Source organism: Pseudomonas sp. P9_2 (assembly GCF_034008255.1).
Lineage (GTDB): Bacteria > Pseudomonadota > Gammaproteobacteria > Pseudomonadales > Pseudomonadaceae > Aquipseudomonas > Aquipseudomonas synxantha_A.
In genome coordinates this window covers 2616947-2630340 of the sequence record NZ_CP125376.1, presented here as the reverse complement: position 1 = coordinate 2630340, position 13394 = coordinate 2616947, and the positions used below count along the sequence as shown (strand labels likewise).

General features: G+C 60.1%; 12 protein-coding genes. 10 read left to right on the top strand and 2 right to left on the bottom strand.

What is annotated here, in order from left to right; translation table 11 throughout:
- Positions 1–27 precede the first annotated feature (27 nt).
- Entirely contained in the window at positions 28–345 is a 318-nt protein-coding gene (locus QMK52_RS11725) for a Rieske (2Fe-2S) protein (protein ID WP_320404116.1), read from the top strand.
- Here QMK52_RS11725 and sfsA read toward each other — a convergent pair.
- Positions 342–1055, bottom strand: a complete 714-nt coding sequence (sfsA, locus tag QMK52_RS11720; protein WP_005791427.1) for a DNA/RNA nuclease SfsA — start codon at positions 1053–1055, stop codon at positions 342–344. The genes QMK52_RS11725 and sfsA overlap by 4 nt on opposite strands.
- Positions 1055–2227 (bottom strand): pyridoxal phosphate-dependent aminotransferase, encoded by a 1173-nt coding sequence (locus QMK52_RS11715; protein ID WP_320404115.1) that lies wholly within the window; start codon positions 2225–2227, stop codon positions 1055–1057. Before QMK52_RS11715 ends, sfsA begins: the two co-directional genes overlap by 1 nt.
- 319 nt (positions 2228–2546) lie before the next feature.
- Between QMK52_RS11715 and dksA the strand changes: the two genes are divergently transcribed.
- From dksA to panC, 9 genes are all read left to right on the top strand, one after another.
- On the top strand, positions 2547–2981 hold the full coding sequence (gene dksA, locus QMK52_RS11710) for an RNA polymerase-binding protein DksA (protein WP_005791430.1): 435 nt from the start codon (positions 2547–2549) through the stop codon (positions 2979–2981).
- An 82-nt stretch (positions 2982–3063) separates the two neighbouring features.
- Complete coding sequence (gene gluQRS / locus QMK52_RS11705; protein WP_005791432.1) at positions 3064–3951, top strand: tRNA glutamyl-Q(34) synthetase GluQRS; 888 nt, start codon at positions 3064–3066, stop codon at positions 3949–3951.
- Between the two features lie 62 nt (positions 3952–4013).
- Positions 4014–4190, top strand: coding sequence for a hypothetical protein (locus tag QMK52_RS11700; RefSeq protein ID WP_003176118.1), 177 nt, complete (start codon positions 4014–4016; stop codon positions 4188–4190).
- Positions 4174–7128, top strand: coding sequence for a sensor histidine kinase (locus QMK52_RS11695; protein WP_005791453.1), 2955 nt, complete (start codon positions 4174–4176; stop codon positions 7126–7128). The genes QMK52_RS11700 and QMK52_RS11695 overlap by 17 nt, the downstream gene beginning before the upstream one ends.
- 22 nt (positions 7129–7150) lie before the next feature.
- A complete protein-coding gene (locus QMK52_RS11690; RefSeq protein WP_005791455.1) occupies positions 7151–8590 on the top strand; it encodes a sigma-54-dependent transcriptional regulator in 1440 nt (479 codons plus the stop codon).
- A 697-nt stretch (positions 8591–9287) separates the two neighbouring features.
- Positions 9288–10691 carry a polynucleotide adenylyltransferase PcnB gene (locus tag QMK52_RS11685; RefSeq protein WP_005791457.1) on the top strand — a complete coding sequence of 468 codons (1404 nt, stop codon included), beginning with the start codon at positions 9288–9290 and terminating at the stop codon, positions 10689–10691.
- Positions 10692–10693: 2 nt separating this feature from the next.
- Positions 10694–11179 carry a 2-amino-4-hydroxy-6-hydroxymethyldihydropteridine diphosphokinase gene (gene folK, locus QMK52_RS11680; protein ID WP_320404114.1) on the top strand — a complete coding sequence of 162 codons (486 nt, stop codon included), beginning with the start codon at positions 10694–10696 and terminating at the stop codon, positions 11177–11179.
- Positions 11180–11542: 363 nt separating this feature from the next.
- Positions 11543–12343: a 3-methyl-2-oxobutanoate hydroxymethyltransferase gene (gene panB, locus QMK52_RS11675; protein WP_005791461.1), complete on the top strand. Its 801-nt coding sequence runs from the start codon at positions 11543–11545 to the stop codon at positions 12341–12343.
- Positions 12340–13191, top strand: a complete 852-nt coding sequence (gene panC / locus QMK52_RS11670) for a pantoate--beta-alanine ligase (protein ID WP_320404113.1) — start codon at positions 12340–12342, stop codon at positions 13189–13191. Before panB ends, panC begins: the two co-directional genes overlap by 4 nt.
- The last annotated feature ends 203 nt before the right edge of the window (positions 13192–13394 follow it).

Sequence of the window (13394 nt, the reverse complement as noted above, 5' to 3'; positions counted from 1 at the left end):
TGAACGTCAAGGCACTTAAGGATTGAAATGAAGTTTCTCTGCCCCTCAAGCGACCTCGCACCCAACAGCAGCCGCGGTTTTGATATCGATGGCCACAAACTGCTGGCCGTGCGCCGGGACGGCATTGCCTACTTCTATCGCAACCAATGCCCCCATCGCGGCATCCCGCTGGAATGGCAGCCCGACCGCTTCCTCGACGCCAGCGCCAGCCTGATCCAATGCGCCACCCATGGCGCCCTGTTCCTGATCGAGAGCGGCGAGTGCATCGCCGGCCCGTGCGCAGGCCAGAGTCTCACCGCCCTGCCCGGCCATGAGGATGAACAAGGCTTGTGGGTAGAACTCTAGTCGCCCAACAACACCTTCAGCCGACGCTCGACATACATCTCTTGCGGCGTAACCCGCACGCCGTACGCCAGCACCTCGACACCCGCGGCCTTGGCCTCGCGTAACGCCGCAGCGTAACCGGCGTCAATTTCCACCGCTGGGCGAACCGCATCGATGCCCGACAAATTCACGCAATACAACTGCACCGCCCGCACGCCTTCACGCGCCAGGTGAGCCAGTTCGCGCAAGTGCTTGGCGCCGCGCTGCGTCACTGCGTCAGGAAAAGCCGCCACCGAGGTTGCGTCAAAACCCAGGGTGACGCTTTTGACCTCCACGAAGGCGGCGCCCTGAGGGTAATCCAGGCGAAAGTCAATGCGGCTCTTCTCCTGACCGTAAGGCACTTCACGCTTTAGCGCCGTAAAGCCATTGAGTTCAGTGATCACGCCAGCCAGCAGCGCTTCTTCAACCAGCTGATTGGCCCGCGCAGTGTTGACGCACGCCAGCCGGCCCTGGGGCGTTTCGGCAATTTCCCAGGTACCTGGCAACTTGCGCTTGGGGTCCGAGGACCGGCTGAACCAGACCTGGCCACCTTCGACCATGCAATTGAGCATCGAGCCGGTGTTCGGGCAATGAATGGTGAGCAACTCGCCGGTAACGGTTTCGATATCGGTGAGAAAGCGCTTGTAGCGGCGGATCAGCCGCCCTTCTTCAAGAGGAGGATAAAAGCGCATCAGCCTTGCCAGCTCCGCAGGCCACGAGCGATGCGCTCCACCGCTTCTTGCAGCCGGTCAATATTTTGCGTGTAGGCAAAACGCACATGGTGGCCCGCTTGATAACGACCGAAATCCAGCCCGGGTGTAAAAGCCACGTGCTCGGTCTCCAGAAAGTGACGGCAGAACGCGAAGGCATCGCCGCCGAACGCGCTGATATCGGCATACAAATAGAACGCCCCTTCCGGCTCCACGGCGATACCGAATCCAAGCTCACGCAGGGCCGGCAGCAGAAAGTCACGACGCCGGCCGAATTCGGCGCGACGCTCTTCAAGAATGCTCAGGGTCTGCGGGGTAAAACAGGCCAAGGCAGCGTACTGGGCCATGCTCGGCGCACTGATGTAGAGGTTCTGCGCCAGTTTCTCCAATTCGCTGATCGCAGCAGGAGGCGCTATCAGCCAACCGAGGCGCCAGCCGGTCATGCCGAAATACTTCGAAAAACTATTCAAGACGAAGGCCTCATCGTCGACTTCCAGCACGCTGGCGGCATCGGTGCCGTAGGTGAGGCCGTGGTAGATCTCGTCCACTACCAAGTGGCCGTTACGCGCTTTGACTGCACTCGACAAGCCTGCCAGTTCGTCCCTTGTGAGGACTGTGCCGGTAGGATTGGCCGGGGACGCAACCAGCGCGCCCACGCTGTCCTGATCCCAATGCCTGGCGACCAGATCGGCGGTCAACTGATAGCGGACCTCAGGCCCTACCGGCACCAATTGCGCCGCGCCCTCTACCAATCGCAGAAAGTGTCGATTGCAGGGGTAGCCTGGGTCAGCCAGCAGCCAGTGCTTGCCAGGGTCGACCAGCAAGCTGCTGGCCAACAGCAACGCGCCGGAGCCACCGGGCGTAATCAGGATACGCTCGGGATCGACGCTCAAGCCGTAGCGCTGCTGGTAAAACCCGCTGATGGCCTCGCGCAACTCGGGCACCCCACGGGCCGCCGTGTAGCGCGTCTTGCCATTGGCCAGCGCAGCCTGGCCGGCCTGGATGATCGGCTCGGCGGTGGTAAAGTCCGGTTCGCCGATTTCCAGATGGATCACGTCGTGGCCGGCAGCCTGCAGCTCATTGGCGCGTGCCAGCAACGCCATGACATGAAAAGGTTCGATGGCGCGACTGCGCGCACTGTAGGGCTGAGCCATTAGCCTTCCTTAACGGTGAGGACAAAATCAGGATTCTACCGAACCCTCGCGGTAAAACATGCTCTATTGCCTGATTGGGGCTGCAAGTGCACCCTGCGCACGCTCGTAAAACAGCTAAAATCAACATTCGAGGCGATACATACCCAGTCATGGCGGGCTGCTGCAGTTTGCAACCCCTTTGCCCTGGAGCTCGACAACCGGGAGTAGCGCACCCTGAATCTATCTGGTAAGTTCGCCCGCTTGCAGCCGCAGGGCCGGCAGGTGTCGGTGACGTTGCAATCCTGCGCAATGGATTAGAAGAGTGAGAGGCGGTCTATTCATGTCCACCCAAGCAAAGCAACAGAGCATCAGCGGTTTCCAGCCCTACGTTGAATCCAAGGGCGAGGAATACATGGGCAAGCCCATGCGCGAGCACTTCTCCAAAATCCTGAAGCAGTGGAAGCAGGACTTGATGCAGGAAGTCGACCGCACGGTTGACCATATGAAGGACGAAGCAGCCAACTTCCCGGACCCGGCAGACCGTGCCAGCCAGGAAGAGGAATTCGCCCTTGAACTGCGCGCTCGTGATCGCGAACGCAAGTTGATCAAGAAGATCGACAAGACCCTGCAATTGATCGAAGACGAAGAGTATGGCTGGTGCGAATCCTGCGGCGTCGAGATCGGTATTCGCCGCCTCGAAGCCCGCCCGACTGCGGACCTGTGCGTAGACTGCAAGACCTTGGCTGAAATCAAGGAAAAACAGGTCGGCAAGTAACCCTGCCGAGCTGAACGAATGGGGCGTGCAAACGCCCCATTTTTGTTTCTGGCGTTTACCGGTTTTGCAGTAGTATCCGCCCATGACAGCCTCTACCTATATCGGGCGTTTCGCCCCCACGCCCAGCGGCCATTTGCACTTCGGTTCCCTGGTTGCCGCCCTCGCCTCCTACCTCGACGCACGCGCCCAACATGGCCGCTGGTTGATGCGCATGGAAGACCTTGACCCTCCCCGTGAAGAGCCCGGCGCCCAGGCAGCGATCCTGCATGCCCTGGAACGCTACGGCTTTGAGTGGGATGGCGAGCTGGTTCGGCAGAGCGAGCGGCATGACGCCTACGCCAAAGTGCTGAATGACCTGTTCAACCATGGCCTGGCCTATGCCTGCACATGCTCGCGCAAGCAACTGGAACCCTACAACGGGATTTACCCAGGCTTGTGCCGCAATGCCGGCCACGACCAGCAGGATGCTGCCATCCGTCTGCGTGTACCCGAACTGGAATACCACTTTACCGACCGCGTGCAGGGCGAGTTCCGACAGCATCTGGGCCGCGACGCCGGCGACTTCATCATCCGGCGCCGCGACGGCCTCTACGCCTATCAGTTGGCCGTGGTCCTCGACGATGCCTGGCAAGGGGTTACCGATATCGTGCGCGGCGCGGACCTGCTGGACTCCACACCGCGCCAGCTTTACCTGCAAGAACTGCTCGGCCTGCGCCAGCCACGTTACCTGCATGTACCGCTGATTGTGCAACCGGACGGCAACAAACTGGGCAAATCCTACCGTTCCCCACCATTGACCACCGACCAGGCCACGCCCTTGCTGCTTCGCGCACTGCGCGCCCTCGGCCAGCCAGCCGGTAACGAACTGCTTTACGCAAGCCCACGAGAACTGCTGGATTGGGGCATTACGCACTGGGACGCGACGCAGATCCCGCGCACACTCACGCTGGCCGAAGCGCAATTGAGTTGAAGGCGCTTGCAGGTTGCCCGCCATCCGTTACCATCGCCGCAGATTTTTAATCAGAGGCCAATATGTACATCTATCGATTGGTCCTGTTGCTGGTCGTCGGGATCTACCTGTTCTCCCCCGCCATCATGGATTGGTGGATCGACGCCACGGGTGCCTGGTATCGCCCTTATCTGCTGTGGCTGATCCTGATCGTCGTGACCTTCATCCTGCAGAGCCAAAAAGATGCCGATGAGCTTTAGCCTCACCCAGATGCTGCTGATCAGCGCCGCCTACCTGGCTGCGTTGTTCGGCGTGGCCTGGATCAGTGAGCGCGGAATGATTCCGCGGGCGATCATTCGCCATCCGCTGACCTACACCTTGTCCCTGGGTGTGTACGCCAGCGCCTGGGCGTTCTACGGTACGGTGGGCCTGGCCTATCAGTACGGCTACGGTTTTCTGTCCAGTTACCTGGGGGTGTCCGGTGCGTTCCTGCTGGCGCCGGTGTTGCTGTACCCGATCCTGAAAATCACTCGTACCTACCAGTTATCATCCCTGGCGGACCTGTTTGCCTTCCGCTTTCGCAGTACCTGGGCCGGTGCGCTGACCACGATTTTCATGCTGATCGGCGTACTGCCGTTGCTGGCCCTGCAGATTCAAGCAGTGGCAGACTCCATCAGCATCCTGACCCGCGAACCCGTGCAACACCGTGTTGCCCTGGCTTTCTGTGCACTGATCAGCCTGTTCACAATTTTCTTCGGCTCGCGCCATATTGCTACCCGCGAGAAACACGAAGGCTTGGTGTTCGCAATTGCCTTTGAGTCGGTCATCAAGCTGATCGCCATCGGCGGCGTCGGCCTGTATGCGCTCTACGGCGTATTTGACGGCCCGCAACAGCTGGAGCTGTGGCTGCTGCAAAACCAGACTGCCCTCGCCGCCCTGCACACACCCTTGCAGGAAGGCCCGTGGCGCACGCTGCTGTTGGTGTTCTTCGCCTCGGCGATCGTAATGCCGCACATGTACCACATGACCTTCACCGAAAACCTCAACCCACGCTCACTGGTGAGTGCGAGCTGGGGCTTGCCGCTGTTTCTGTTACTGATGAGCCTGGCGGTGCCGTTGATCCTGTGGGCCGGCCTGAAACTGGGGGCCACCACCAACCCTGAGTATTTCACCCTGGGCATCGGCATTGCCGCCAACAGCCCGGCGTTGGCACTGCTGGCGTATGTCGGCGGTTTGTCGGCGGCCAGTGGATTGATCATTGTCACCACGCTGGCACTCTCGGGCATGGCACTCAACCACTTGGTGCTGCCGCTGTACCAGCCGCCGGCTGAAGGCAATATCTACCGCTGGTTGAAATGGACCCGCCGTGCGCTGATCGTTGCGATCATTACCGCCGGCTACGGGTTCTACCTGCTGCTCGGCGCCGGGCAAGACCTGGCCAACCTTGGCATTGTCGCGTTTGTCGCCACCTTGCAGTTCCTGCCGGGGGTGTTGTCGGTGCTGTACTGGCCGACCGCCAACCGCCGTGGTTTTATCGCCGGGCTGCTGGCGGGGATCCTGGTGTGGATCGTCACCATGTTGCTACCACTGGTCGGCAACTTGCAGGGATTCTACATCCCGTTGCTGAACATGATTTACGTGCTCGACGACACCAGTTGGCACATGGCGGCTATCGCCTCGCTGGCCGCCAACGTACTGATGTTTACCCTGATCTCACTGTTCACCAACGCCAGCGCCGAAGAAACCAGCGCCGCCGAAGCCTGCGCAGTGGACAACGTGCGTCGCCCGCAACGCCGCGAGCTGCACGCAGCCTCGCCCCAGGAGTTTGCCACGCAACTGGCCAAGCCTCTGGGCGCCAAGGCGGCGCAAAAGGAGGTCGAGCAAGCACTGCGTGACCTCTACCTGCCGTTCGACGAGCGTCGCCCCTATGCCCTGCGCCGTCTGCGTGACCGTATCGAGGCCAACCTCTCCGGCCTGATGGGCCCCAGCGTGTCCCAGGACATGGTCGAAACCTTCCTGCCCTACAAGGCGGGCGGCGAAAACTACGTGACCGAAGACATTCATTTCATCGAAAGCCGGCTGGAGGATTACCACTCACGCCTCACCGGCCTGGCCGCCGAACTCGATGCCTTGCGCCGTTACCACCGCCAGACCTTGCAGGAACTGCCGATGGGTGTCTGTTCCCTGGCCAAGGACCAGGAAATCCTGATGTGGAACAAGGCCATGGAAGAACTCACCGGCATCGCCGCGCAGCGGGTAGTGGGCTCGCGCCTCAATACCCTGGCCGATCCGTGGAAAGAACTGCTCCAGGGGTTTATCAACCTGCCCGACGAGCATTTGCACAAGCAGCACCTGGCCCTCGACGGCCAGACCCGCTGGCTCAACCTGCACAAAGCCGCCATTGATGAGCCCCTGGCCCCCGGTAACAGCGGCCTGGTTTTGCTGGTGGAAGACCTCACCGACACACAGATGCTCGAAGACAAGCTGGTGCATTCCGAGCGCCTGGCCAGTATTGGTCGTCTCGCAGCCGGCGTGGCCCACGAAATCGGCAACCCGATCACCGGTATCGCCTGCCTGGCGCAGAACCTGCGCGAAGAGCGCGAGGAAGACGGTGAAATCACCGAAATCAGCGGGCAGATCCTTGAACAGACCAAGCGTGTTTCGCGCATTGTGCAGTCGCTGATGAGCTTCGCCCACTCCGGCGCGCATCAAAACCAGGACGAAGCGGTATGCCTGGCCGAGGTCGCGCAGGACGCCATTGGGCTTCTGGCCTTGAATCGGCGCAATTTCGAAGTACAGTTCTTTAATCTGTGTGATCCGGAACATTGGGTCGATGGCGACTCGCAACGCCTGGCCCAAGTGCTGATCAACCTGCTGTCCAACGCACGCGATGCATCGCCGGCCGGCAGTGCTGTGCGCGTCAAGAGCGAGGCTTTCGAGCACACGGTCGACCTGATCGTGGAGGACGAAGGCAGCGGCATCCCACAGAACATCATGGACCGATTGTTCGAACCCTTCTTCACCACCAAGGACCCCGGTGAAGGTACCGGTCTGGGCCTTGCACTGGTCTATTCCATCGTTGAAGAGCATTATGGACAAATCACCATCGACAGCCCGGCTGACACCGAAAGCCAACGCGGCACCCGTATCCGGGTGACCTTGCCGCGTCATGTCGAAGCGACGTCCGCTGTGAACTGAGACCGTCGAGAGAATTGAATCAATGCCGCACATTTTGATCGTCGAAGACGAAACCATTATCCGCTCTGCCTTGCGTCGCCTGCTTGAACGAAATCAGTACCAGGTCAGCGAAGCCGGCTCGGTGCAGGAAGCCCAGGAGCGGTTCAGCATCCCCACGTTCGACCTGATTGTCAGCGACCTGCGCCTGCCTGGAGCCCCGGGCACCGAGCTGATCAAGCTGGGCCAAGGCACCCCGGTGCTGATCATGACCAGCTACGCCAGCCTGCGCTCGGCGGTCGACTCGATGAAGATGGGCGCGGTGGACTATATCGCCAAGCCTTTCGATCACGATGAGATGCTCCAGGCCGTGGCCCGCATCCTGCGTGACCGTCAGTCGGCCAGCAGCGCGCCTGCCGAACAACGCCCAGCCGGTAAAGCGACCAACGGCGCCGACAAACCTGGTGTGGACAACAGCAATGGCGAGATCGGCATCATCGGCTCCTGCCCGCCGATGCAGGATCTGTACAGCAAGATCCGCAAGGTGGCGCCGACCGATTCCAATGTATTGATCCAGGGCGAGTCGGGCACCGGCAAGGAGCTGGTAGCCCGCGCCCTGCACAACCTGTCCAAGCGCGCCAAGGCACCGATGATCTCGGTGAACTGTGCGGCAATCCCTGAATCGCTGATCGAGTCCGAACTGTTCGGTCACGAGAAAGGCGCGTTCACCGGCGCCAGCGCCGGGCGTGCCGGCCTGGTTGAAGCGGCGGACGGCGGCACCTTGTTCCTCGATGAAATCGGCGAGCTGCCACTGGAAGCCCAGGCGCGCTTGTTGCGGGTGTTGCAGGAAGGCGAGATTCGCCGAGTCGGTTCGGTGCAATCGCAAAAGGTTGATGTGCGGCTTATTGCAGCGACGCACCGTGACCTCAAGAGCCTGGCCAAGATCGGCCAGTTCCGTGAAGACTTGTATTACCGCCTGCACGTGATCGCCCTCAAATTGCCAGCCCTGCGCGAGCGCGGCGCCGACGTCAACGAGATCGCCAGTGCGTTCCTGTTACGCCAGAGCGCACGCATCAACCGTACCGACCTGAAGTTTGCCGCGGACGCCGAGCAGGCAATCCGGCATTACTCGTGGCCGGGTAACGTGCGGGAATTGGAGAACGCCGTGGAGCGCGCGGTGATCCTGTCGGAAAGCCCGGAGATTTCCGCCGAGCTTTTGGGCATCGATATCGAGCTCAGTGACCTGGAAGACGATGACTTCATCGGCCTGGCCCCACAACAGGGCGGCGGTAGCAATACCAGTCATGAGCCGACGGAGGATTTGTCACTGGAAGACTACTTCCAGCATTTCGTCCTGGAACATCAGGACCATATGACCGAGACCGAACTGGCCCGCAAACTGGGTGTGAGTCGCAAGTGCCTGTGGGAGCGGCGCCAGCGCCTGGGCATTCCGCGGCGCAAGACCGGGGTTGCCAGCGAGAGTTGAGGGGGCGCCCCCACAGGTAACACCTGCAGATGTGAAAAAACTGTTACCGCTGACTTTTCACGTAACAAAAGCCGGGGCTTACGGTAACGAAGCCCCGGCTTTTTTTTGCCCCCGAAAACTGCAAAACCACCTCAACCCCCTGATTTTTCTGGCCGGCACAAAAGTTGGCACGCACCCTGCTATATGCTTAGTACAAAAACAATAACAAGCTTTGTACAAGACAATAAAAATAAGACGAATCGACTCACGCATAACAAAAACAACACGGCGGAGGCGCAGCTAACTGATTCTTTTGGAGAGGCGTTGCATTTGGGGCTTGCCCCGCAACCAGGCCGAGAACAACAAAAACTGCCCTAAGGCAGAGCCTGAACTGGTTGGATCGTAGATCAGCAACACAGCGACCAAAGCAATCCGTTTGCTCTTGACTCTCGATTGGGAGTGTCATGAAGGTGAAGCTTCATGGCGAGGGCGATCAACAAAAACAAGAAGCCCGAAATCAATAATAAAAATAGAGCACGCAACTACTTCTGGGGGAGCTTCGGCTCCCCTTGTAGTTTCCGGGATTTGCCCCCAAAACGCTTATGGCGCAATGCCTGTAGCTTGTTCCTACACCATCCCCTGACTAAATGCTAGAATCCCCGCCCATCATGCGGTCATTCTTCGTTATGGCCGAACATTCCTTCAAACAGTGCATCCCATGCTGAAGAAGTTGTTCCAGTCATTCCGTTCTCCCTTGCGTCGTACGCAACACAAACGCAGCACGCCTGAAGTGCTCAACAGCAGCCAGCATTCGTTGCAGCGCGCTCAATTCAGCCGTTATGCAGTGAACATCGTCGAACGTTTGCAGAACGCCGGCTACCAGGCTTACCTGGTGGGTGGTTGCGTACGCGACATGCTGCTCAATATCACGCCCAAGGATTTCGACGTAGCCACCAGTGCCACGCCTGAACAAGTGCGCGCCGAGTTTCGTAACGCACGAATCATCGGCCGGCGCTTCAAGCTGGTGCATATCCATTTTGGTCGCGAAATCATCGAGGTCGCGACCTTCCGCGCCGGTCACCCGCAAAACGATGACGAAGAAGACACCAATCAGTCTTCCCGCAACGAGAGCGGGCGCATCCTGCGCGATAACGTCTACGGCACCCTGGAGGAGGACGCGCAACGTCGCGACTTCACCATCAATGCCCTTTATTACGATCCGGTCAGCGAGCGCATCCTCGATTACGCAAATGGCGTACACGACATTCGCAATAACCTGATCCGCCTGATCGGTGACCCGACCCAGCGCTATCAGGAAGATCCGGTGCGTATGCTGCGCGCCGTGCGGTTCGCGGCCAAACTCAACTTCGGTATCGAGAAGCACACTGCCACGCCGATTCGCGATCTGGCGCCCATGCTGCGGGAAATCCCCTCGGCACGCCTGTTCGAAGAGGTGCTCAAGCTGTTCCTCTCGGGGTATGCCGCCGACACCTTCGAAATGCTCGTCGACCTGCAGTTGTTCGACCCGCTGTTCCCGGCCAGTGCCGAGGCGCTGGAATACAACCCGACGTACACCCACACGCTAATCAGCGAAGCGTTGGTCAATACCGACCTGCGCATCAAGCAGAACAAACCGGTAACCCCGGCATTCCTGTTTGCCGCCCTGCTGTGGCCAGCGCTGCCCAAGCGCGTACTGCGCCTGCAGGACCGTGGCATGCCGCCGATCCCGGCCATGCAGGAAGCCGCTCACGAACTGATCGCCGAGCAATGCCAACGCATCGCTATCCCGAAACGCTTCACCATGCCGATCCGCGAAATCTGGGACATGCAGGAGCGTTTGCCGCGTCGCAGCGGTAAGCGTGCCGACCTGCTGCTGGACAACCCGCGTTTCCGTGCCGGCTACGACTTCCTGCTGCTGCGCGAAAGCGCCGGTGAGCAGACCGATGGCCTGGGCGAATGGTGGACTGACTATCAGGACGCCAATGACAGCCAGCGCCGCGAAATGATTCGTGAGCTTGGCAGCAAAGGCGATGGTGCCGGTGAAGGGCCGAAAAAGCGTCGCCGCAGCGGCAGTAAGCGTAAACGCAGCAGTGCCGATGCCTCGGGCGCCGCGGGCGAATAAACGTGGAACGTATCTACATCGGCATGGGCAGCAACCTGGCTGCCCCGCAACAGCAATTGCGCAGCGCGATCGAGGCGCTGGCGCAACTGCCTGGCACCCACCTCGCTGGTGTGTCCGCCTTCTATCAAAGTGACTCCCTGCTCCCGGGCCAACCGCGCTACACCAACGCGGTTGCGGCACTGGACAGCAGCCTGGCGCCGTTGGACCTGCTCGACGCACTGCAAACCATCGAGAATGACCAGGGCCGCGAACGGCTTGAGCGCTGGGGCCCACGCACACTGGATCTGGATATCTTGCTGTTCGGTTATCGCCTGATCGACGAACCGCGCCTCAAGGTGCCGCACTACCAGATGCATCTGCGCGCCTTTGTGCTGTATCCGCTGGCTGAACTGGCGTCAGCCGACCTGCAACTGCCTGACGGCCAACGCTTGAGCGCCCTGCTCACAGCCTGCCCATTCGTCGGCCTGGAACGCTTACCGCAAGAATGACTCGGTCAATGTGGGAGCTGGCTTGCCTGCGATACAAGCGACTCGGTGTATCAGCCACACCGCGTGGATGCCATCGCAGGCAAGCCAGCTTCCACATTTGATCTCCTCTGCCGTAAAACCGCGCACAAGTTGCGCAATGGCGTCAGTAACAGCGGTAACACCGCCATCGTAACAATGCGGTAACACATCCAATTGACTTCCCGTGTCCTCCTCACGACTATAGGCGTCCCGCTGCCGCCAACCCGGCGCTACAGGGCGCAATCCAGGCCTTATAAGCACTGCTTTCAAGACAGTGCGCCTGTATAAACGAAGACTCACGCGCGTTACTCGCTGTTTCCAAGCGCCTGAACGAGGACCCTTTTCATGCCAGACATTACCCTGACCACCTTGCAGAGCCTCAAGCTCAAGGGTGAAAAAATCACCATGCTGACCTGCTATGACGCCACCTTCGCCAACGCCTGTTGCCAGGCCGGGGTTGAAGTGTTGTTAGTGGGCGACTCCCTGGGCATGGTTCTTCAAGGGAATGACAGCACCTTGCCCGTGACCACGGATGAACTTGCCTACCACACCGCCAGCGTCAAGCGTGGCAACGACGGCGCCTTGATCATCGCCGACCTGCCGTTCATGGGGTACGCCACGCTTGAGCAGACCTTCCAGAACGCCGGCAAGCTGATGCAGGCCGGCGCCCATATGGTCAAAGTCGAAGGCGCCGTGTGGCTGGCCGAGTCGATCCGGCTGCTGGCTGAACGCGGTGTACCGGTATGTGCGCACATGGGCCTGACCCCGCAGTCGGTGAACATCCTCGGCGGCTACAAGGTACAGGGTCGCAATGAAGCCCAGGCACGCCAGATGCGTGCCGATGCCATCGCCCTGGAACAAGCCGGTGCCGCGATGATTGTGCTGGAGTGCGTCCCCAGCGAACTGGCCGCAGAAATCACCCAGGCCGTCAAAGTGCCGGTAATCGGCATTGGCGCCGGCTCCGCCACCGATGGCCAGGTGCTGGTCCTGCACGACATGCTCGGCCTGTCGATTAGCGGTCACGTGCCCAAGTTCGTGAAGAACTTCATGGCCGGCCAGGACAGCATTCACGCAGCCCTGAGCGCTTACGTCAGCGAAGTCAAGAATGTGACTTTCCCAGGCGTTGAACACGGATTCTCGGCATGAACACCGTTAAAACCGTCCGCGAACTGCGGGCTGCCGTGACCCACGCCCGCAGCGCCGGCAAACGCATCGGCTTTGTGCCTACCATGGGCAACCTGCATAGCGGCCATGCCACCCTGGTGACCAAGGCCGCGCAGCAGGCGGATTTCGTGGTGGCGAGCATTTTCGTCAATCCACTGCAATTCGGTGCCGGCGAAGATCTGGATAAATACCCGCGCACATTGGCCGCCGACCAGGAAAAACTCCTGCAGGCGGGCTGCAACCTGCTGTTCGCGCCCACTGTCGAGGAAATGTACCCCGATGGCATGAACGGCCAGACCCGCGTCAGCGTGCCACAAGTGTCCGAAGGCTTGTGCGGCGCCAGCCGCCCAGGGCATTTCGAAGGCGTGGCCACGGTGGTCAGCAAGTTGTTCAACATGGTCCAGCCCGACATGGCCGTATTTGGCCAGAAGGACTACCAACAGTTGGCAGTCATTCGCGCCATGGTCCGCGATCTGAACATGCCGATCCAGATTATCGGTGAACCCACCGTGCGTGCAGCGGACGGCCTCGCGCTGTCATCACGCAACGGTTACCTCACCGAGGAACAACGTGCGATCGCGCCGGTGCTGTACCACGCGCTCAGCCAGATCGCCACGGCCATCCAAGACGGTGATCATGATTTCGCCAAGCTTCGCGCCGAGCAAATCCAGCAGATTGAAGCCGCAGGGCTACGCATGGACTACCTGGAAGTGCGCCAAGGCGTAAATTTGCGCCCGGCCACGGCTGAAGATCGGGATGTGGTGATCCTGGTCGCCGCTTATCTGGGCGCCACGCGCCTGATCGATAACCTGCACCTGAACCTCGCCTGACCCCACTTTACCCTCCACCTGTTGCCCCGACGGCTGTGCCGGTATAAAAAAGTACCGGCCACAGCGCAGACAAAGCCAAGACATATCCACACGCTAGGTTTAATGTAATCGCCCTGCGCTATGGTTAGCGCTGTCTGGAACCCAGTCGTTGAGACAAGAATGGATGTTCCGGGCTTTTAAGTGTCCTAAAGGCAGTCCCTGTA